The sequence below is a fragment of the Delftia sp. WSY_7 genome, assembly GCF_043104845.1.
Taxonomy (GTDB): Bacteria; Pseudomonadota; Gammaproteobacteria; order Burkholderiales; family Burkholderiaceae_C; genus Comamonas; species Comamonas tsuruhatensis.
The window spans coordinates 1-19,515 of sequence record NZ_JBICLB010000014.1 but is presented as its reverse complement, the minus strand read 5'-3'; the positions used below and the strand labels follow the sequence as shown (position 1 = coordinate 19,515).

Annotated in this window: 17 protein-coding genes and 4 tRNA genes; 18 read left to right on the top strand and 3 right to left on the bottom strand. The window is 64.3% G+C overall.

From position 1 onward, the window contains the following. The first annotated feature begins 31 nt into the window (after positions 1-31). Entirely contained in the window at positions 32-2,518 is a 2,487-nt protein-coding gene (locus tag ACF8ME_RS06320) for a YgiQ family radical SAM protein (protein ID WP_016451686.1), read from the top strand. A 6-nt stretch (positions 2,519-2,524) separates the two neighbouring features. Here the strand turns inward: ACF8ME_RS06320 and ACF8ME_RS06315 are convergent, their stop codons facing one another. The 3 genes from ACF8ME_RS06315 to ACF8ME_RS06305 all read right to left on the bottom strand — a co-directional run bounded on the left by ACF8ME_RS06315 (position 2,525) and on the right by ACF8ME_RS06305 (position 7,661). Further along, the gene (locus ACF8ME_RS06315; RefSeq protein ID WP_017403936.1) at positions 2,525-4,987 is read right to left on the bottom strand and encodes an EAL domain-containing protein; all 2,463 of its coding nucleotides are present in this window, start codon (positions 4,985-4,987) and stop codon (positions 2,525-2,527) included. 331 nt (positions 4,988-5,318) lie between these two features. Further along, a complete protein-coding gene (locus ACF8ME_RS06310; protein WP_392415734.1) occupies positions 5,319-6,272 on the bottom strand; it encodes a CoA transferase in 954 nt (317 codons plus the stop codon). 192 nt (positions 6,273-6,464) lie between these two features. Further along, the gene (locus ACF8ME_RS06305) at positions 6,465-7,661 is read right to left on the bottom strand and encodes an amino acid aminotransferase (protein WP_016447126.1); all 1,197 of its coding nucleotides are present in this window, start codon (positions 7,659-7,661) and stop codon (positions 6,465-6,467) included. 128 nt (positions 7,662-7,789) lie between these two features. Here ACF8ME_RS06305 and uvrB point away from each other — a divergent pair, with 128 nt between their 5' ends. The 17 genes from uvrB (at position 7,790) to ACF8ME_RS06220 (ending at position 19,475) form a co-directional block, all read left to right on the top strand. Next, positions 7,790-9,877, top strand: a complete 2,088-nt coding sequence (uvrB, locus tag ACF8ME_RS06300; RefSeq protein ID WP_016447125.1) for an excinuclease ABC subunit UvrB — start codon at positions 7,790-7,792, stop codon at positions 9,875-9,877. A 225-nt stretch (positions 9,878-10,102) separates the two neighbouring features. After that, the gene (gene iscR, locus ACF8ME_RS06295) at positions 10,103-10,639 is read left to right on the top strand and encodes a Fe-S cluster assembly transcriptional regulator IscR (RefSeq protein WP_012205825.1); all 537 of its coding nucleotides are present in this window, start codon (positions 10,103-10,105) and stop codon (positions 10,637-10,639) included. Between the two features lie 134 nt (positions 10,640-10,773). Then, positions 10,774-11,994 (top strand): IscS subfamily cysteine desulfurase, encoded by a 1,221-nt coding sequence (locus ACF8ME_RS06290; protein WP_017403940.1) that lies wholly within the window; start codon positions 10,774-10,776, stop codon positions 11,992-11,994. A gap of 43 nt (positions 11,995-12,037) precedes the next feature. Then, positions 12,038-12,436, top strand: coding sequence for a Fe-S cluster assembly scaffold IscU (iscU, locus tag ACF8ME_RS06285; protein WP_016447123.1), 399 nt, complete (start codon positions 12,038-12,040; stop codon positions 12,434-12,436). A gap of 1 nt (position 12,437) precedes the next feature. Further along, positions 12,438-12,761 carry an iron-sulfur cluster assembly protein IscA gene (gene iscA / locus ACF8ME_RS06280; RefSeq protein WP_016447122.1) on the top strand — a complete coding sequence of 108 codons (324 nt, stop codon included), beginning with the start codon at positions 12,438-12,440 and terminating at the stop codon, positions 12,759-12,761. 116 nt (positions 12,762-12,877) lie between these two features. After that, complete coding sequence (hscB, locus tag ACF8ME_RS06275) at positions 12,878-13,396, top strand: Fe-S protein assembly co-chaperone HscB (RefSeq protein ID WP_016447121.1); 519 nt, start codon at positions 12,878-12,880, stop codon at positions 13,394-13,396. 84 nt (positions 13,397-13,480) lie between these two features. Continuing rightward, the gene (gene hscA / locus ACF8ME_RS06270; RefSeq protein ID WP_392415732.1) at positions 13,481-15,349 is read left to right on the top strand and encodes a Fe-S protein assembly chaperone HscA; all 1,869 of its coding nucleotides are present in this window, start codon (positions 13,481-13,483) and stop codon (positions 15,347-15,349) included. 25 nt (positions 15,350-15,374) lie between these two features. Continuing rightward, positions 15,375-15,713, top strand: coding sequence for an ISC system 2Fe-2S type ferredoxin (fdx, locus tag ACF8ME_RS06265; RefSeq protein ID WP_013802212.1), 339 nt, complete (start codon positions 15,375-15,377; stop codon positions 15,711-15,713). A gap of 11 nt (positions 15,714-15,724) precedes the next feature. After that, on the top strand, positions 15,725-16,441 hold the full coding sequence (gene dnaQ / locus ACF8ME_RS06260) for a DNA polymerase III subunit epsilon (RefSeq protein ID WP_016447119.1): 717 nt from the start codon (positions 15,725-15,727) through the stop codon (positions 16,439-16,441). Between the two features lie 42 nt (positions 16,442-16,483). Further along, positions 16,484-16,558: transfer RNA gene (locus ACF8ME_RS06255), tRNA-Val, on the top strand. 37 nt (positions 16,559-16,595) lie between these two features. Next, positions 16,596-16,670: transfer RNA gene (locus ACF8ME_RS06250), tRNA-Val, on the top strand. Positions 16,671-16,710: 40 nt separating this feature from the next. Beyond that, positions 16,711-16,785, top strand: a tRNA-Val gene (locus tag ACF8ME_RS06245). Positions 16,786-16,825: 40 nt separating this feature from the next. Then, positions 16,826-16,900, top strand: a tRNA-Val gene (locus ACF8ME_RS06240). A gap of 159 nt (positions 16,901-17,059) precedes the next feature. Further along, the gene (locus tag ACF8ME_RS06235) at positions 17,060-18,160 is read left to right on the top strand and encodes an NAD(P)/FAD-dependent oxidoreductase (RefSeq protein ID WP_392415730.1); all 1,101 of its coding nucleotides are present in this window, start codon (positions 17,060-17,062) and stop codon (positions 18,158-18,160) included. A 201-nt stretch (positions 18,161-18,361) separates the two neighbouring features. Further along, the gene (locus tag ACF8ME_RS06230) at positions 18,362-18,673 is read left to right on the top strand and encodes a DUF883 domain-containing protein (protein ID WP_016447117.1); all 312 of its coding nucleotides are present in this window, start codon (positions 18,362-18,364) and stop codon (positions 18,671-18,673) included. Between the two features lie 8 nt (positions 18,674-18,681). Next, positions 18,682-19,101 (top strand): phage holin family protein, encoded by a 420-nt coding sequence (locus ACF8ME_RS06225; protein ID WP_016447116.1) that lies wholly within the window; start codon positions 18,682-18,684, stop codon positions 19,099-19,101. Positions 19,102-19,103: 2 nt separating this feature from the next. Beyond that, entirely contained in the window at positions 19,104-19,475 is a 372-nt protein-coding gene (locus ACF8ME_RS06220) for a hypothetical protein (RefSeq protein ID WP_016447115.1), read from the top strand. Positions 19,476-19,515 lie beyond the last annotated feature (40 nt).

Genomic DNA, 19,515 nt, shown 5'->3' with positions numbered 1-19,515 from the left:
GCACAGGCTCCCAGAAGCCGAACCGCCCATCATGAACGCCCCCGTTGACGTTTCCTTCTTCCATCGCGCCGCCAAGCCGCTGACCAGCTATCGTCCTTACTGGGCCAAGCGCTTTGGCACGGCCCCGTTCCTGCCGATGAGCCGGGCCGAGATGGAACAGCTTGGCTGGGACAGCTGCGACGTGATCCTGGTGACGGGCGACGCCTATGTGGATCACCCCAGCTTCGGCATGTCGGTGATCGGCCGGGTGCTGGAGGCACAGGGCTTTCGCGTGGGCATCATTGCCCAGCCTGACTGGCAAAGCGCCGAGGCCTTCAAGGCCCTGGGCCGGCCCAACCTGTTCTGGGGCGTGACGGCGGGCAACATGGATTCCATGATCAACCGCTACACGGCCGATCGCAAGATCCGCTCCGACGATGCCTATACGCCGGGCGACGTGGGCGGCAAGCGCCCGGACCGCGCGGCCATCGTCTACAGCCAGCGCTGCCGCGAGGCCTACAAGGACGTGCCCATCGTGCTGGGCGGCATCGAGGGCAGCCTGCGCCGCATCGCCCATTACGACTACTGGAGTGACAAGGTGCGCCGCTCCATCGTCGTGGACAGCAAGTGCGACATCCTGCTGTACGGCAACGCCGAACGCGCCCTGGTCGAGGTGGCCCACCGCCTGGCTGCGCGTGAGCCCGTGGAAAGCATTACCGACGTGCGCGGCACGGCCTTCTTCCGCCGTGAGTCGGAGGCGGGCTGGTTCGAGCTGGATTCCTCCGTGGTGGACGAGCCCGGCGTGGTCGAGCCCCACATCAACCCCTACATGACCACCAGCGAGCAGGCCGAGGCCCAGGGCCAGACCTGCTCCAAGGAAGAGGGTGATGCCGACGCGAAGCCGGACGGCGCCTCGGTCGCCGCCGTTCAGACCATCCAGTTCGTGCCCAACCCGTCGCTGCGCGGCAAGGGCAAGCAGCCGCCGCGCGACAAGACCGTGCTGCGCCTGCCCAGCTACGAGCAGGTCAAGGCCGATCCCATCCTCTACGCCCACGCCAACCGCGTGCTGCACCTGGAGACCAATCCCGGCAACGCCCGCGCCCTGGTCCAGGCCCACGGCGAAGGCGTGACCGCGCGCGATGTGTGGCTGAACCCGCCCCCCATCCCGCTGACCACGGCCGAGATGGACTGGGTCTTTGGCCTGCCGTATGCGCGAAGCCCCCATCCCAGCTATGCCGACGCCAACGGCAGCCATGAGGGCGAGACCAAGATCCCGGCCTGGGAGATGATCCGCACCTCGGTCAACATCATGCGCGGCTGCTTCGGCGGCTGCACCTTCTGCTCCATCACCGAGCATGAAGGCCGCATCATCCAGAGCCGCTCCGAGGAGTCCATCATCCAGGAGGTCGAGGACATCCGCGACAAGGTCAAGGGCTTCACCGGCACCATCTCCGACCTGGGCGGCCCCACGGCCAACATGTACCGCCTGGGCTGCAAGAGCCCCGAGATCGAGGCCGCCTGCCGCAAGCCCAGCTGCGTGTTCCCCGGCATCTGCCAGAACCTGCACACCGACCATGCCCCGCTGGTCAAGATCTACCGCCGCGCGCGCAATCTGCCGGGCATCAAGAAGATCCTGATCGGCTCGGGCCTGCGCTACGACCTGGCCGTGAAGTCGCCCGAGTACGTCAAGGAACTGGTGCAGCACCATGTGGGCGGCTACCTGAAGATCGCGCCCGAGCACACCGAATCCGGGCCGCTGACCAAGATGATGAAGCCGGGCATAGGCAGCTATGACCGCTTCAAGCAGATGTTCGAGCAGTTCAGCGAGGAAGCGGGCAAGAAGCAGTACCTGATTCCCTACTTCATCGCCGCCCACCCGGGCACCAGCGACGAGGACATGATGAACCTCGCCATCTGGCTGAAGAAGAACGGATTTCGCGCCGACCAGGTGCAGACCTTCTACCCCAGCCCCATGGCCACGGCCACGGCCATGTACCACTCGGGTCGCAACACCCTCACCAAGGTGCGTCGCCAGATGCGCGACGTGAACGAGGAGTCGGTGGACATCGTGCGCGGTGAAAAGCGCCGCCGCCTGCACAAGGCCTTCCTGCGCTACCACGACCCCAACAACTGGCCGCTGCTGCGCGAGGCCTTGAAGGCCATGGGCCGTGCCGACCTCATCGGCAACGGCAAGCAGCACCTGATCCCCACCTTCCAGCCCCTGGTCGATGGCGGCTACCAGAGCGCGCGCCGCAAGAACAGCACCCAGGGAACGGGCGTGGCCGCGCGTGCCGTGGTCTCCCAGCAGGGCAAGGCCTATGCCCTCAACAAGGCCGGTGGCAAGAGTGCGGGGCCGGGCAAGGCGCAGGCACAGGCCCGGGACCCCGGAGGCGACGTGCGCTTGCGCTCCAGCCAGCCCAAGCCCGGCCGCATGCTGACCCAGCACACGGGCCTGCCACCGCGCCCTGGCGTGGGCGGCTCCGCAGGCGCTGCCGGGGCCGGCCGCAAGGCCGCGCCGGGCGGACGCAAGCCGCGCTGACGCGCCTCAGCCGACTGCCGGCGCCAGCGTGCCCTGCCATTCGCGGCGGGCGGCCTGGGCACCGCTTTCGAAGTACTGCGTGTCCAGCGGCACGGGCCGCGCCAGGGCAAAGCCCTGTGCGTAGTCCACGCCCACGGCCTGCAGGGCCTGGGCGATCTCCCGGCTTTCCACATACTCGGCCACCGTGCGCTTGCCCAGGATATGGCCTATGCGGTTGATCATCTCCACCATGGCGTGGTTGCTGGGGTCCTGCAGCATGTCGCGCACGAAGCCGCCGTCGATCTTCAGATAGTCCACGGGCAACTGCTTCAGATAGGTCAGCGAGGACATGCCCACGCCGAAGTCGTCCAGCGCAAAACGGCAGCCCAGCGTGCGCAGGGCCTGGATCAGCCGGGTGGCGCTGGACAGACTGGCGATGGCGCTGGTCTCGGTGATCTCGAAGCACAGCAGCTGCGGCGCTATGCCGTGCGTGCTCAGCTGCGCTTGCACAAAGTCCAGCAGCCCGTCGTCGTCGAGGCTGGGGCCTGACAGATTGATGGCGCAGGTGTCGATATGGCGCAGCGCGGCCGGATGCTCGGCCAGCGTGGCCAGCGTTCTGGCGATCACCCAGCGGTCGACGGTGGGCATGATGCCGTAGCGCTCTGCCGCGGGTATGAACGCGGCTGGCGAGATGATCTGGCCCTGCTCGTCGCGCAACCGCAGCAGCACCTCGAAATGCAGGCCGCGCTGGCCATCGGGCTGCAGTGGTGCAATGCTTTGTGCGTACAGGCAAAAGCGCTCCTGCTCCAGCGCCGTGCGTATGCGCGTGACCCATTCCATCTCGCTGACGTGGCGGGTGTATTCGCCGTCGTCGCTGCGGTAGACATAGATGCGGTTGCGGCCGCGCTCCTTGGCGCGGTAGCAGGCCATGTCGGCCATGCGCAGCAGGTCCTGGGCCGACTGGACCTCGCCGCCGATGTGGACCAGTCCAATGCTCAGTCCTGTGCGCAGCACCTGCTTGCCCCAGTGCACGTGCAGGGCTTCGGCAGCCTGGCGCAGCTTTTCGGCAATGCGCAGCGCGGGCTCGGGCGGACAGTTCTCCAGAAGAACGCCGAATTCGTCGCCGCCCAGGCGTGCCAGGGTGTCTGTCTCGCGCAGGTTGTGCAGCAGCAGACGGCTGACCTCGCACAGCATTTCATCGCCCGCCGGATGGCCGCAGGTCTCGTTGATGAGCTTGAACTGGTCCAGATCCATGTACAGCAGGGCTGCGGGCCGCAGCCTGTGCTGGCCCTGGTTGAGCAGGCGCTGCAGGCGGCGCTCGAATTCCACGCGGTTCTCCAGCCCGGTCAGGCCGTCATGGCTGGCATGCCAGGAAAGCTGGTCCAGATACTGCTGCTCACGCGAGACATCCCTGAGCACGATCACCGCACCTGCCGGGCGCTCCCCGCCGCCGCTGATGGCCGAGCCCATGAGCTTGACCGGCACGATGCTGCGGTCATGGCGCCGCAGCCACCGCGTGTGCTCTTCGCGCAATTGCCGACCCGACAGCAGATGGGTCAGCAGGCTTTCCGCCGTCTGGGTGGTGTCGATGCTGTTGAAATGCAGGCCCTTGGCCAGGTGCCGTCCCTTGAGTTGCTGCTCGCTGCTGCCCAGCAGGCCCAGCGCGGCAGGGTTGGCATAGTCCACCACGCCCTGGGCGTCCGTGGTGATCACGGCATCGCCCAGCGATGCCAGCGTGGTCTGGGCCCTTTCCTTTTCGGTCAGCAGGTCGTTTTGCACCTGCTGGCGCTGCTGCAGCATGCGCCGCGTATGCCAGAGCGCCACCAGGATCAGCGCCACGCCCAGCATCAGGTGAATGCACTGCAGCCACATCACCATCTGCCGGGAGCTGCGGCCCAGCGAGGCGCTGAACTGCTGGGTGGCGGGTGTGACGCCGGCGTTGATCTGCTCGATCTCGCGCTTCCAGGTGATGACGTCCTCGGCGCTCACGCTTCCCACGGTGTGGCGCTGCTCTATCTCCTGCGCCAGCCGGTCGAGCTGCTGCAGGTACTGGTCGCCCTGCTTCCAGTAACGATAGGGCTCCTCCAGCAGTTCGACATGGCGAAAAGTCTGCATCAGCCAGATCAGCGCGTCGGCATCGTCCGGGTGGTTGCCTCCCAGCAGAATGCCGGCGCGCGCGTCCTTGACCCTGGCCGGCACATCGTCCAGCGCCATGCGGGCCTGCCAGTCGCCTGCAGGAACGATCATGGCCTGCTCGAAGCGCGCCAGGTCGCGCGCCGAGCCGCTGTCCACATAGCGGCTCAGGGCGTAGATGGCATCCTTCTGTGCCTTGGACCACAGGCTTTCTCCGGCCACGAAGGCGCGCACCGCAGACACAAGGTAGAGGCTGCCGCTGGCCATGACCACCAGCACCACGACCACCAGCACCAGGGGCCAGATGCGCTGCACCAGCTGCAGTACCGGCACATGGGCTGGGGGCTGGCTTTGCATAGGCGGTGGACGGAAGGGGGACCCAGCGGCGGCCTTAGGCGCTGGCGCCGATGCGCTGCAGGCCAGGCGCTGAGTGGCTAGGTGGCTGACGCATCCCGGATAGCGGGGCGGTCGATGGATGTTCTCGAACCATGGGGCTGCCTCCAGATGAGCCGATTATGGGTGTTTCCAGATGTGTTCGGGTTGTCTGGTTGTATGCGCAGCTCTGATTTAAGAGGAGCAGGCTATCGCGGTAAAGAGGGTCGTCGGCAGCAGCATGTTCATACTCGGCGGGCAGCCGCGACCCAGGCGGCTTGTAGGCCGTGCGCAGATGCTGCCTTTCGGCATTCGCCTACAAGCGGCGCGAGACCGCTGGCTGAGCGGCAAGCGGATGCAGGGGCAGGTCGTGGCGCTCGGCCAAGTCTGCCAGTTCGGCGCAGGACAGGGCAGCCAGGAAGGCTTCCAGGGCCGCATGCGTGGCCGGGTTGCGCATGCAGGCGATGCTGCCATCGCCCGGCACCGATGCTGCTGCGCACAGGCGTGCCGCGAAATGCGGCTCCAGTGCCGCCACGGCCACCGAACCGTCGGCGCAGGCATAGACGCGATAGCCTGCGTGTGCTCCGCCCACATCTCCGTCGGGCCGGGTCAGGCCCCAGTGCCAGGGCAGGGCCAGCCATTGCGCGGCCTGTGCCAGTCCTGTTTCCTGCAGGTTGCCGTGGCCGCTGCGCTGGCGCAGCAGCCAGGCCTTGAGCACGGCCTCGCTGGCCATCAGCGCGCCAGCCATGTCGGCAAACAGGCTGGGTGGCATGGCGCCGCCCTGTACCAGCCCCGCCTCGGCCTGATAGGTCAGGTCATGGCCCGGCACATCGGCCAGGGCTCCCGCGCTGCCGACGATGCGCACCAGCGACAGCTGCGGATGGCGCTGCTGCAGCGACGCCCAGTCCAGCCCCAGCTTGGCCAGCGCGGCGGGGCGGAACGAGGTCAGCAGGATGTCGGCGCTGTCCAGCGCCTTGTGCAGCGCGGCCTGTCCGTCCTCGGTCTTGAGCTGTGCCTGCCAGACTGCGATGCCCTGGTGCATGTCGGAATAGGCCTGCGGGCTGTAGAGCGCCATCGGGTCCGCGCCGGCAGGCCCTGGCTGCGCAGAGGGCGGCTCCAGCTTGCTGCACTGCGCGCCCATGGCCGCGCAGCGCATCAGGGCGGCGGGACCCGGCAGGTTCAGTGCCAGGCTCAGAATGCGTACGCCGGACAGGGGCAGCCCGTCTGCAGGCGAGGAGGTGAAGGGAGTGAGGCAGGCGTGATCTGGCATGGGAATGGAGCGTCTCGTTCTTCATTCGATGTTTCGGCTGCCCGCATGATCGCACCGGTACCCGCGCAGCCCTGGCGCATACCGGACTGCCAGGATGCAAAAATCGCCCGCACAAAGAAAATGCCGCCAGGGCAGGGAGCGCTGGCGGCATGCCTTCTCACCCGGCGCAGGGCCAGGTGGCTGGAGTGGCGGTCAGACCACCTTGGCGATCGACTGGCAGACGTAGTCGATATTCTTGCTGTTGAGCGCGGCCACGCACATGCGGCCCGTGTCCGTGCCGTAGACGCCGAACTCGGTGCGCAGGCGCACCATCTGGTCCTTGCTCAGGCCGGAGTAGCTGAACATGCCGATCTGCGTGGTGATGAAGCTCATGTCCTGCTGGACGCCGGCAGCCTTCAGGCCATCCACCAGCTTCTGGCGCATGGCCTTGATGCGCACGCGCATCTCGCCCAGTTCCTTTTCCCACAGGGCGCGCAGCTCGGGGTTGTTCAGCACGGCCGCCACCACGGCGCCACCATGGGTGGGCGGGTTGGAATAGTTGGTGCGGATCACGATCTTGAGCTGGCTCAGCACGCGGGCCGCCTCTTCCTTGTCGTTGGCGACCACCGACAGTGCGCCCACGCGCTCGCCGTACAGGCTGAAGCTCTTGGAGAACGAGGTCGAGACGAAGATGTTCAGGCCGGCGGCCACGAACTTGCCGATCACGGCGCCGTCTTCGGCAATGCCGTGGCCAAAGCCCTGGTAGGCCATGTCAAGGAAGGCCACCAGGCCCTTGGCCTTGACGGCGGCAATCACCTGGTCCCACTGCTCGGCCGTGATGTCGTAGCCGGTCGGGTTATGGCAGCAGGCGTGCAGCACCACGATGGTGCCAGGGGCCGCTGCGTTCAGGTCGGCCAGCATGCCTTCGAAGTTCACCTTGCGGTTGACGGCGTCGTAGTAGGCATAGGTGCCCACCTCGAAACCGGCGTTCGTGAAGATGGCCTTGTGGTTTTCCCAGCTCGGGTCGGAGATCAGCACCTTGGCAGCGGGGCTGATCTTCTTGAGGAAGTCGGCGCCGATCTTCAGGCCGCCGGTGCCGCCGATGGCCTGCACCGTGGACACGCGGCCGGACTTGACGACGTCGGACTCGGCGCCGAACACCAGGCCCTTGACTGCGGCATCATAGGCAGCGATGCCGTCGATGGGCAGGTAGCCGCGGGCCGTGGGCTTGTCCATCATCGCCTTCTCGGCGGCCTGCACGCACTCGAGCAGGGGCAACTTGCCGTTGTCGTCGAAGTACACGCCCACGCCCAGATTCACCTTGCTGGGGTTGGTGTCGGCAGCGAACTGCTCGTTCAGACCCAGGATGGGGTCGCGGGGGGCCATTTCGACGGCGGTAAACAGAGACATGAAGCGTCCTTGGGATGTCTTGGGAGGTGGAAAAAACGCGGCTAGCCCCAAGCTGCGGTAGGCTTTCGGGTTAACCCATGAATTCTAGCGATCTCGCCGGCCGATACCCACTTTTGCGAACCCACGTCATGCACGAAGTCTCTGATTCCTCTCCAGCACCTGCGGCCTCGGGCCAGTTCGTGCATTTCGCGGACTCCCCCTTCGAGCTGTTCCAGCCCTATCCGCCGGCCGGCGATCAGCCCGCCGCCATTGAAAAGCTGGTCGAAGGCATCCAGGACGGCGAATCCTTCCAGACCCTGCTGGGCGTGACGGGCTCGGGCAAGACCTTCACCATGGCCAACGTGATCGCCCGCCTGGGTCGTCCGGCCATCGTCTTCGCACCCAACAAGACACTGGCCGCACAGCTGTACAGCGAGTTCCGCGAGTTCTTTCCCAAGAACTCCGTCGAGTACTTCGTCAGCTACTACGACTACTACCAGCCCGAGGCCTACGTGCCCCAGCGCGACCTTTTCATCGAAAAGGACAGCGCCATCAACGAGCACATCGAGCAGATGCGGCTTTCGTGCACCAAAAGTCTCATGGAGCGGCGCGACGTGGTCATCGTGGCCACGGTCTCGGCCATCTACGGCATCGGCGAACCCGAAAGCTACCACCGCATGATCATGACGCTGCGTACCGGCGACCGCATCAACCAGCGCGACGTCATCGCGCAGTTGATCCGCATGCAGTACCAGCGCAACGACCAGGACTTCAGCCGCGGCAAGTTCCGCGTGCGCGGCGACACCATCGATGTCTTCCCCGCCGAGCATTCCGAGCTGGCCATCCGCATCGAACTCTTCGACGACGAGGTTGAAAGCCTGCAACTGTTCGACCCGCTCACGGGCCGCGTACGCCAGAGCATTCCGCGCTTCACTGTCTACCCCAGCAGCCACTACGTCACGCCGCGCGACAAGGTGCTGGCCGCCGTGGAAACCATCAAGCTGGAACTGGCCGAGCGGCTCAAGCAACTGGTGGGTGACGGCAAGCTGGTCGAGGCCCAGCGCCTGGAGCAGCGCACGCGCTTCGACCTTGAAATGCTCACCGAGGTCGGCCACTGCAAGGGCATCGAGAACTACACGCGCCACCTCTCCGGCGCAGCCCCGGGCGAGCCCCCCAGCACATTGACCGACTACCTGCCCAGCGACGCGCTCATGTTCCTGGACGAGAGCCACCAGATGATCGGTCAGCTCAACGCCATGTACAGCGGCGATCGCTCGCGCAAGACCACGCTCGTGGAGTACGGCTTTCGGCTGCCGTCGGCGCTGGACAACCGGCCGCTGAAATTCGAGGAATTCGAGCGGCGCATGCGCCAGGTCATCTTTGTCTCGGCCACGCCGGCAGACTACGAAAAAACCCACTCAGGTCAGATCGTGGACCAGGTTGTGCGCCCGACGGGGCTGATCGACCCCGAAATCGAAGTGCGCCCAGCCACCAACCAGGTGGATGACGTGCTGCAGGAAATCCGCCTGCGCGTCGAGCGCGGGGAGCGTGTTCTCATCACCACGCTCACCAAGCGCATGGCCGAGCAGCTCACCGACTACCTGAGCGAAAACGGGGTCAAGGTGCGCTATCTGCACTCCGACGTGGAGACGGTGGAGCGCGTGGAGATCATTCGTGACCTGCGTCTGGGCGTCTTCGACGTTCTCGTGGGCATCAACCTGCTGCGAGAGGGCTTGGACATCCCTGAAGTCTCGCTGGTCGCCATCCTCGATGCCGACAAGGAAGGCTTTCTTCGCGCCGAGCGAAGTCTCATCCAGACCATCGGCCGCGCAGCACGCAACCTGCACGGCAAGGCCATCCTCTACGCGGACAGGATCACGGAGTCGATGAAGAAGGCCATCGGCGAGACCGAGCGCCGCCGCGCCAGGCAAATGGCGTTCAACGAGGAAAACGGCATTGAACCCAAGCAGATTGTCAAGCGGGTGAAAGACCTGATTGATGGTGTCTACAGCGAAAAAAGCGGCAAGGAAGCGGAACGTCTGGAGGCCAATCAGCTCGAAAGAGCGCGTGTCGAGGACATGTCCGAAAAAGATGTGGCCAAAGAAATCAAGCGTCTGGAGAAGCAGATGCTTGAACATGCGCGCAGCCTGGAGTTCGAACAGGCGGCGCGGGTGCGCGATCAGCTGGCACTGCTCAAGGAGCAACTGTTCGGAGGCTCTTCCGCGCAGGTTTCCTGAGGCGGTGCCTTGTCTGAAGCCTGTTGGCTCTTGTTACCCGACAAAATTGATGGGGAATGTGGTACACTCAGGGTCAACACTCAACAACAACAAAAACTTCGATGAAAAGAAGGGCTCTGAACCTTTTGAACAGGACGGAGTAAGGGCGGAGACTGTGCCCAACTCCAGTCAAATCGCTGGAGCGGGTGTTTCTGTAACGTACAAGCCTGACTGAAGGAGCTCGTAATGCGTCTCACCACCAAAGGCCGTTTTGCGGTCACTGCCATGATCGATCTGGCCCTGCGCCAGAACAATGGCCCTGTTACGCTGGCTGCCATCAGCCAGCGACAGCAGATTTCCCTGTCGTATCTCGAACAGCTGTTCGGCAAGCTGCGCCGCCATGAACTCGTCGAGTCCACCCGTGGACCCGGCGGCGGCTACACGCTGGCCCGCAAGGCTGGCGACATCACCGTGGCCGACATCATCGTCTCCGTGGACGAGCCCATTGACGCCACCCAATGCGGCGGCAAGGAAAATTGTCTGGGCGAAGCAGGCCGCTGCATGACGCATGAACTGTGGGCGGCATTGAATCAGCGCATGGTCGAGTTCCTCGATTCCGTGACGCTGCAAAAGCTCGTCGACGAACAATTGGCCAAGGGCATCCAGATCGAGGACAAGCCCGTAGTGCGTCGTGCAATTTCCACGGCTCCCGTGGTCAAGCCCATCCGCGTGAATGCACCGAACTCGGTATTCGCGCTGGGCAACGCCTTCGCCAAGTCCTGATCGACTTTTGACACCCTGAGGGCAGGGCGCCGCTGCGCATGGCTGTGTGGCGCGGTGCTGCCCGCCCGGATGGATTCACCGGAGTTCATCGCCTTCCCGATTTTTGCCAGCCGGAACTTTGATAAGAGCCAGTCATGGACATGACCCCGCATTTCCCCATCTATCTCGACTATGGCGCGACCACTCCCGTGGACCCTCGCGTGGTGGACGCCATGATCCCATGGTTGCGTGAGCACTTCGGCAACGCAGCATCGCGCAGCCATGCCTGGGGTTGGGAGGCCGAAGAGGCCATCGAGAAGGCCCGCGGCCAGGTGGCGGATCTGATTGGCGCGGATCCCCGTGAAATTGTGTGGACCAGTGGCGCGACCGAGTCCATCAATCTTGCCATCAAGGGTGCTGCGCACTTCTATCAAGGCAAGGGCAAGCATCTGATCACGCTCAAGACCGAGCACAAGGCCGTGCTCGACACCATGCGTGAACTCGAGCGCCAGGGCTTTGAGGTGACCTACATGGACGTGCAGCCTGATGGTCTGCTCGATATCGAGGCATTCAAGGCCGCGCTGCGTCCCGATACCATCTTGGTGAGCGTGCTCTTCGTGAACAACGAAATCGGCGTCATCCAGGACATTCCCACGATTGGCGCGCTGTGCCGCGAGAAGGGCATCCTGTTCCATGTGGATGCTGCGCAGGCTACGGGCCGCGTGGAGATCGACATGTCCAAGTTGCCGATCGACCTGATGAGCATGACCGCGCACAAGACCTACGGTCCCAAGGGCGTGGGTGCCCTGTACGTGCGCCGCAAGCCGCGTGTGCGCCTGGAGGCGCAGATCCACGGCGGTGGTCATGAGCGTGGCATGCGTTCGGGTACGCTGCCCACGCACCAGATCGTCGGCATGGGCGAGGCTTTCCGCATCGCCAAGGAAGAGATGGTCGAGAGCAATGCCAAGGCCTATGCGCTGCAACAGCGCCTGCTCAACGGTTTGAAGGATCTGGAACAGGTCTTCATCAACGGCAGCATGGAGCACCGTGTGCCTCAGAACCTGAACATGAGCTTCAACTTCGTCGAAGGCGAGTCGCTCATCATGGGCATCAAGGGGCTGGCAGTGTCGTCGGGCTCTGCTTGCACCTCGGCAAGCCTGGAGCCCAGCTATGTGCTGCGTGCCCTCGGCCGCAGTGACGAGCTGGCGCACAGCAGCCTGCGCATGACCATCGGCCGTTTCACGACCGAGGAAGAAATCGACTACGCGATCAGCACCATCCGCACCAATGTGGTCAAGCTGCGCGAACTCAGCCCGCTGTGGGAGATGTACAAGGACGGCATCGACCTCAGCACCATCCAGTGGGCGGCGCACTGAGCGTCGGCCGGCACGCGAATCAAGTATTGAAGAGGTAGACATCATGGCTTATTCCGACAAAGTGGTAGACCACTACGAAAACCCCCGCAACGTGGGTTCGTTCGACAAGAGCGACGAATCGGTGGGCACCGGCATGGTCGGCGCGCCTGCCTGTGGCGACGTGATGAAGCTGCAGATCAAGGTCAACCCCGAAACCGGCGTCATTGAAGATGCCCGTTTCAAGACCTATGGCTGTGGTTCGGCAATCGCCTCGTCTTCGCTGGTGACCGAGTGGGTCAAGGGAAAGACGCTGGATGAAGCGGCTGCGCTGAAGAACAGCCAGATCGCCGAAGAACTGGCCCTACCTCCCGTCAAGGTGCACTGCTCCATCCTGGCCGAAGACGCCATCAAGGCCGCAGTGGACGACTACCGTGCCAAGCGCACTGCGGTGGTGGCCGCCTGATATGGCGATCTCGCTGACCGAGTCCGCGGCCCGCCATGTGAGCCGCTACCTGTCGCGCCGCGGCAAGGGCATCGGCGTGCGCCTTGGGGTCAAGACCACGGGCTGCTCCGGGCTGGCCTACAAGCTGGAGTATGTGGACGAACAGTTGCCCGAGGATGTGATCTTCGAGGACCACGGCATCAAGGTGCTGGTCGACCCCAAGAGCCTGGCCTATATCGATGGCACGGAACTGGACTTTGTGCGTGAAGGCTTGAACGAAGGCTTCAAGTTCCACAACCCCAACGAGCGCGATCGCTGCGGCTGCGGCGAGAGCTTTCGCATCTGACCGGCATTTGCCGGGGGGCCAGGCTCTGGTGGCCTGGCGGCATGCCCGGCAGGCCCTGACTTTTCTACTCCCTCAAGAGGCCGCCATCGCTTCGGTGCTGGCGGCTTTTTATCGACATGAACCTGCAATCGGACGATTTCGAGCTGTTTGCGCTGCCGCGCCAATTTGCGCAGGAGCGCAGCACCATTGACGCGCGCTGGAAGGAGTTGCAGCGCGAGGCCCATCCTGACCGCTTTGCCTCGCAGGGCGCAGCTGCGCAGCGTGTGGCCATGCAATGGTCGGTACGCATCAACGAGGCCTATCAACGGCTGAAAGAGCCGCTCAGGCGAGCAGCTTATCTTTGCGAATTGCTGGGTGCACCCGTGCGTGCCGAGGACAACACCTCCATGCCAACCGCCTTTTTGATGCAGCAGATGGAATGGCGCGAGGCGCTGGACGATGCGCAGGACGAGGCCGCCTTGGACGCGCTGGACGGCGAAGTGTCGCAGGCCAGAAAGAGCATGCTGGCCGAATGCGGCCGCCAGCTCGATGAACTGCACGATGCCCAGGCGGCCGTGCAGCAGGTCAGAGCCCTCATGTTTGTTGCGCGATTTGCGCAGGACATAGAGCGTCGCCGCGATCAACTGGGACAATAGTCCGCGACCCGAACCTCCCACGAGAGTCCCTCATTCACAAGGCAGGCCGGCCGGCCCGGACCTGCAATTTCCCCGAGTATTTCCATGGCGCTTTTGCAGATTTCCGAACCCGGTCAGTCCCCCGATCCCCACCAGCGACGCATTGCCGTGGGTATCGACCTGGGCACCACCCATTCGCTGGTCGCCGCAGTCCGCAGTGGCGTGGCCGAATGCCTGCCGGATGATCAGGGCCAGGTACTGCTGCCTTCCGTCGTGCGCTATCTGCCCCAGGGACGCCGCGAGATCGGCTACGCCGCGCAGGCGGCGCTGTCCACCGATGCGGGCAACACCATCGCCTCGGCCAAGCGCTTCATGGGCCGTACGCTGGCGGACATCGACGCGCCGGAGAAGCTGCCTTACCGCTTTGCTGAGCAAGAAGCCGGTCGTGGCGTGATCGGGATCGAGACCATCGATGGCACGAAGACCCCCGTGGAAGTCAGCGCCGAGATCCTGGCCACGCTGCGCTTTCGCGCCGAGGACACCTTCAACGACGACATCCATGGCGCGGTCATCACCGTGCCAGCCTACTTTGACGACGCGCAGCGCCAGGCCACCAAGGATGCGGCCAAGCTCGCCGGCATCAACCTGCTGCGCCTGATCAACGAGCCCACGGCTGCCGCCATTGCCTATGGCCTGGACAACGGCTCCGAAGGCGTTTACGCCGTCTACGATCTGGGTGGCGGCACTTTCGATATTTCGGTCCTGCGCCTGTCCCAGGGTGTGTTCGAGGTCGTCTCCACGGGGGGGGACTCGGCCTTGGGTGGCGATGACTACGATGCGGCACTGGCTGAGTGGGTGGCCCAGCAGACCGGCGTGGTTCCGCAGACCGCCGAGGACAAGGCCCGCTGGCGTATGGCGGCACGCCTTTGCAAGCAGGCATTGACGGATGCTCAGGCCGCCACGTTCACGGCAGAGCTGTCCACCGGCACTGTGCATTTCGATGTCAAGCGTGGCGACTTCGATGCGAGCACGGCCCATCTGACGGCGCGCTCGCTGGCGGCGGTGCGCCGCGCACTCAAGGACGCTGGCCTGACGCGCGACGAGGTGCAGGGCGTGGTCCTGGTCGGTGGTTCCACCCGCATGCCCCAGGTGCGCGAGGCAGTGGCCCAGTTCTTTGGCCGCGATCCTCTCGTCAACCTCAATCCCGATGAAGTCGTGGCGTTGGGCGCTGCCATTCAGGCCAATCAACTCGCGGGCAACAGTTCCAGCGGCGACATGCTGCTGCTGGATGTGATTCCCCTGTCGCTGGGTGTGGAGACCATGGGCGGTCTGGTGGAGCGCATCATCACGCGCAACGAGACCATTCCCACGGCCCGCGCCCAGGACTTCACCACCTACAAGGACGGGCAGACGGCCCTGGCCATTCATGTGGTGCAGGGTGAGCGCGATCTTGTGGCGGACTGCCGCAGCCTGGCGCGTTTCGAACTGCGCGGCATCCCGCCCATGGCAGCCGGCGCGGCGCGCATCCGCGTGACCTTCACCGTGGATGCCGACGGCCTGCTGTCGGTGGGTGCCAAGGAGCAGATCAGCGGCGTCGAGGCGCATATCCATGTCAAGCCCTCGTACGGCCTCTCGGACGACGAGGTTGCCCGCATGCTGCAGGACGGCTTTGCCACGGCCCAGCAGGACATTCAGGCGCGCGCGCTGGTGGAGGCGCGTGTCGATGCCGACCGCATGCTCATGGCCACGGAGAGCGCGCTGCAGGCCGATGGCGATGTGCTGGCTGCAGACCAGCGTGCAGCCATCGACGCTCTGGTCGACGCCCTGCGCGCCAGCATGAGCTCCGAGGATGCCGCCGTCATCGAGGCCGCAACACAGGCGCTGGCCAAGGGCACGGAGTCCTTTGCCGCCGAGCGCATGAACCGCAGCATCCAGCAGGCCCTGGCCGGCAAGAGCGTGCAATCCCTTTCCTGATTTCTGATCCGAACGCAGATCCGCCATGCCCGTTATCAAAATACTTCCCCACGCCGAATACTGTCCCCAGGGTGCCGAAATCGAGGCGCCTGCCGGCACCTCCATCTGCGAGGCACTGCTGGACAACAACATCAAGATCGAGCACGCCTGCGACATGAGCTGTGCATGCACCACCTGCCACGTGGTGGTCAAGGCAGGCTACAACTCGTTGAACGAGGCGGAGGAAGAGGAAGAAGACCTGCTGGACCGCGCATGGGGCCTGCAGCCGCAGTCCCGCCTGTCCTGCCAGGCCATCCTGGCGCGCGAGGACGTGACCATCGAGATTCCCAAGTACTCGCTCAACCACGCCAAGGAAAACCACTGAGGACCCAGCACATGTCGCGTCAAATCATTCTCGACACGGAAACCACGGGCCTGTCCGCCGACAACGGCGACCGGCTCATCGAGCTGGGGTGCGTGGAGATGGTCAACCGCAAGCTCACCGGCAACAACCTGCATCTGTACTTCAATGCGGGGCGCGACAGCCATCCGGACGCGCTGCGCGTGCACGGCATCACCACCGAGTTCCTCAAGGACAAGCCTCGCTTCGAGCAAAAGGTCGATGAGATCTGGGAGTATCTGCAAGGCGCTGAGCTCATCATTCACAACGCGCCTTTCGATCTGGGATTCCTGAACAAGGAGCTGGAGCTTGCCAACCGCCCGCCGATCAGGCAGTGCGTGAGCGGTGTCATCGACACCCTGGTCATGGCCAAGGAAATGTTCCCAGGCAAGCGCAACTCGCTGGACTCGCTGTGCGACCGCCTGGAAGTGGACAACTCCGGGCGCACGCTGCACGGCGCCTTGCTGGATGCGGAACTGCTGGCCGATGTTTACATCAACCTCACGCGAGGCCAGGAGGCCCTGCTGATGGTGGAGGAGCCGGCCCAGTCCGAGGGCGGCCTGGTGGTCGCGCAGGTCGATCTGCGCAGCTTCAGGCTGCGCGTGGTGAGCGCCAATGATCAGGAGCTGGCCGCGCACGAGGACGTGATGGTGCAGATGGATAAATCGAGCGGCGGCAAGACAATTTGGCGCAGCTTCGAAAATCAGTCCTAGAAGTTATGACATAATCTAAGTCTTGTCGCAGTAACGACATATGGGTGATTAGCTCAGCGGTAGAGCACTGCCTTCACACGGCAGGGGTCACATGTTCGATCCATGTATCACCCACCAGTTTTTCCAGGGAAGCGGGCCTCACAGCCGGCTTCATGGGTGATTAGCTCAGCGGTAGAGCACTGCCTTCACACGGCAGGGGTCACATGTTCGATCCATGTATCACCCACCAGTTTTTTCCAAGGAAGCATGGCCTCGCAGCCATGCTTCACGGGTGATTAGCTCAGCGGTAGAGCACTGCCTTCACACGGCAGGGGTCACATGTTCGATCCATGTATCACCCACCAATTTTTTCCAAGGAAGCACGGCCTCGCAGCTGTGCTTCACGGGTGATTAGCTCAGCGGTAGAGCACTGCCTTCACACGGCAGGGGTCACATGTTCGATCCATGTATCACCCACCATTCAAGCCCTCCTGAAACTTGTTCAGGAGGGCTTTTCCGTTTTGGTTGCTCCCATTTGTTCCAGGTCCTGGATATTCCAGTGCAGCCCGGTGATCTGCGGCGTATTCGTATCTGGCGCGGTCTGATAATCAGTGGCTGAACGACGAAAGGGCAGGCAGGATGAGCGAGCAGGTCGATTGCGTGGTGGTGGGGGCGGGCGTCGTGGGGTTGGCCGTGGCCAGGGCCCTGGCGTTGCAGGGCAGGGAAGTCATGGTGCTGGAGGCAGCTGAAGCCATTGGTACGGGTACCAGTTCGCGCAACAGCGAGGTCATCCATGCCGGCATCTACTATCCCCAGGGTTCGCTGAAGGCCCGGTTTTGCGTCGAAGGCCGCCAGCGTCTCTATGCCTATTGCGAGGAACGCGGCGTTGCCCACCAGCGCTGCGGCAAGCTCATCGTGGCAACGGATGAGGCGCAGCGCGGCCAGCTCCAGGCCATTGCGCGCAAGGCCGAGGCCAATGGCGTCAATGACCTGCGCTGGCTGGATGGCCCCGAAGCACGGGCCTTGGAGCCTGCGCTGCAGTGTGTGGCGGCACTGCATTCGCCCAGCACCGGCATCATCGACAGCCACGGCCTGATGCTGGCTCTGCAGGGCGATCTCGAAAACGCAGGCGGCATGGTGGTCTGCCATGCCGAGGTGCAGGAGGCCGCCGCCACGTCTGGCGGCGTGTGGCTGCGCACCGCCGACGGCACGCAGCTGCAGGCGCGTAGCCTGGTCAATGCGGCAGGCCTGAATGCCCCGTTGCTGGCGGTGCGCCTGCAAAGCTTTCCGCAGCAGTTGGTTCCATGCGCCTTCTATGCCAAGGGCAACTATTTCACACTGTCCGGGCGCGCGCCGTTCTCGCGCCTCATCTATCCCGTGCCCGAGGCTGCAGGTCTGGGCGTTCATCTCACGCTGGACATGGGTGGACAGGCCAAGTTCGGCCCCGATGTGCAGTGGGTGGAAAGCGCAAGCGATCTGCAGGTCGATCCAGCGCGCGCCGACGCCTTCTATGCAGAGATCCGCCGGTACTGGCCGGCCCTGGCCGATGGCGCGCTGGTGCCCGGCTACGCTGGCATCCGTCCCAAGATCAGCGGTCCTGGCGAGGCGGCGGCAGACTTCACGATCCAGGGACCGCAGGTCCATGGCGTTGCGGGCGTGGTGCAGTTGCTGGGCATCGAATCGCCGGGTCTGACCAGCTGCCTGGCCATCGGCGCACATGTGGCGAAGCTGCTGGCCTGATGGTCTGCCGGTCCACGACACACGGCCGCGGCAGGCCTTGTCTGACAAGGCTCAGGCCCCCTCGCTTCCCGGAAGCCAGGGAACAATTGGATAAGATGCTTGCATGTAACAAGGGCCTGCCCATGTTGCGTGACAGGTATCGGGCGACATGATTGCCTGCTCCCCGCTGTATTTGTTTTCACCTCAATAGAAAGGCTCATCATGACGAAGTCGATCACTGAAACCGTCTCCACCGCGCAAGCCGATCTTGAAAAACTGGTCAGCGACCTGCGTGGCCTGCTGTCTGCCAAGGAGCTGGATGCCGTGCCGGAAATCCACATGCTGCGCCAGCGCATCGATGACGGCATGTCCAATGTGCGTGACTCGGCTGTGCGCGCCGCGCAGGAAGCGGCCCGCCAAGCCAAGGATGCCGCCTATGCGGCGGATCGCTATGCCCACGACGAGCCGTGGCGTGTGGCTGGCGCGGCCCTGGCTGTGGGCGCCTTGCTGGGCTTCATGCTGGGCCGTCGCTGATCAACGGCATGCCTGACCAGAAAAGGATGCCTGTGAACTGGATTTCCCTTCTGGGTTTGGATGCCTGGGTGGCGCGCTGGCGTGCTGCCGTGATCGAGCTGGCCATTGCCGCCGAGGACCGTACCGACCTGGCTCGGCTTGAATGGGTCCAGCACAAGCGCAGCATGCAGACCGTGGTCGTGCTGCTGATTGCGCTGGCCGGACTCAGCGTCGTGGTCATGCTCATGCTGTCCGTGGCGGTGCTGGTGCAGTTCTGGGACACCGAGCACCGCGTGATGGTGGCCTGGCTGCTGTTTGGCGGCTGGCTGGCTATCCTTGCAATTGCCTTGTGGCAGTTGCTTGCGGCCGTACGACGCCTGGCACGCCCTTTCATCCTCACCCGCAACGAGCTGAGCCAGGACTGGCAGGCGCTGAAGAAGAGGCTGTAACCATGGTCAATGCTTCCAATGCTTCCCAGTCCCGCGACGAGGTTGCGCCGCCCAGGCCCACGGGCCCCAATGCGGCGCTGTGGCCCACTTCCACCGTGGAGCAGCAGCAGGTGATGCAGCGCATTGCCCAGCAGCGCGAGCGCCTCAGGGCGCGCTCGGCGGCCGTGGCCCAGGCCCGGGCGCTGAGCCGTGCCGCCACACACGTGCGCCCGGATGCACCGCTGATCGAGCGCGTCGCAACGTTTGCGCGTCTGCACCCCGTGGCCGTGGGCGTGGCGGCTGCCGCTGCCTTGGTCATGGGGCCGCGCAAACTGATCCGCATCGGCACCACACTCATGCCTTTGCTGGCACGCCTTCAGCAGCGCAGGGGCTGAGATAAGGCCTTGCAAGGCTTCTTGCACAAAAAACGCCCGG

Excerpts from the sequence above, each read along its gene's own strand:
- hscB (WP_016447121.1), top strand. The coding sequence starts at position 12,878 with ATGAACCTGCAATCGGACGATTTCGAGCTGTTTGCGCTGCCGCGCCAA.
- uvrB (WP_016447125.1), top strand. The coding sequence starts at position 7,790 with ATGCACGAAGTCTCTGATTCCTCTCCAGCACCTGCGGCCTCGGGCCAG.
- ACF8ME_RS06225 (WP_016447116.1), top strand. The coding sequence starts at position 18,682 with ATGCCTGACCAGAAAAGGATGCCTGTGAACTGGATTTCCCTTCTGGGT.
- hscA (WP_392415732.1), top strand. The coding sequence starts at position 13,481 with ATGGCGCTTTTGCAGATTTCCGAACCCGGTCAGTCCCCCGATCCCCAC.
- ACF8ME_RS06235 (WP_392415730.1), top strand. The coding sequence starts at position 17,060 with ATGAGCGAGCAGGTCGATTGCGTGGTGGTGGGGGCGGGCGTCGTGGGG.
- fdx (WP_013802212.1), top strand. The coding sequence starts at position 15,375 with ATGCCCGTTATCAAAATACTTCCCCACGCCGAATACTGTCCCCAGGGT.
- iscR (WP_012205825.1), top strand. The coding sequence starts at position 10,103 with ATGCGTCTCACCACCAAAGGCCGTTTTGCGGTCACTGCCATGATCGAT.
- ACF8ME_RS06315 (WP_017403936.1), bottom strand. The coding sequence starts at position 4,987 with ATGCAAAGCCAGCCCCCAGCCCATGTGCCGGTACTGCAGCTGGTGCAG.
- dnaQ (WP_016447119.1), top strand. The coding sequence starts at position 15,725 with ATGTCGCGTCAAATCATTCTCGACACGGAAACCACGGGCCTGTCCGCC.
- ACF8ME_RS06320 (WP_016451686.1), top strand. The coding sequence starts at position 32 with ATGAACGCCCCCGTTGACGTTTCCTTCTTCCATCGCGCCGCCAAGCCG.
- ACF8ME_RS06310 (WP_392415734.1), bottom strand. The coding sequence starts at position 6,272 with ATGCCAGATCACGCCTGCCTCACTCCCTTCACCTCCTCGCCTGCAGAC.
- ACF8ME_RS06230 (WP_016447117.1), top strand. The coding sequence starts at position 18,362 with ATGACGAAGTCGATCACTGAAACCGTCTCCACCGCGCAAGCCGATCTT.
- iscA (WP_016447122.1), top strand. The coding sequence starts at position 12,438 with ATGGCGATCTCGCTGACCGAGTCCGCGGCCCGCCATGTGAGCCGCTAC.
- ACF8ME_RS06305 (WP_016447126.1), bottom strand. The coding sequence starts at position 7,661 with ATGTCTCTGTTTACCGCCGTCGAAATGGCCCCCCGCGACCCCATCCTG.
- ACF8ME_RS06220 (WP_016447115.1), top strand. The coding sequence starts at position 19,104 with ATGGTCAATGCTTCCAATGCTTCCCAGTCCCGCGACGAGGTTGCGCCG.
- iscU (WP_016447123.1), top strand. The coding sequence starts at position 12,038 with ATGGCTTATTCCGACAAAGTGGTAGACCACTACGAAAACCCCCGCAAC.
- ACF8ME_RS06290 (WP_017403940.1), top strand. The coding sequence starts at position 10,774 with ATGGACATGACCCCGCATTTCCCCATCTATCTCGACTATGGCGCGACC.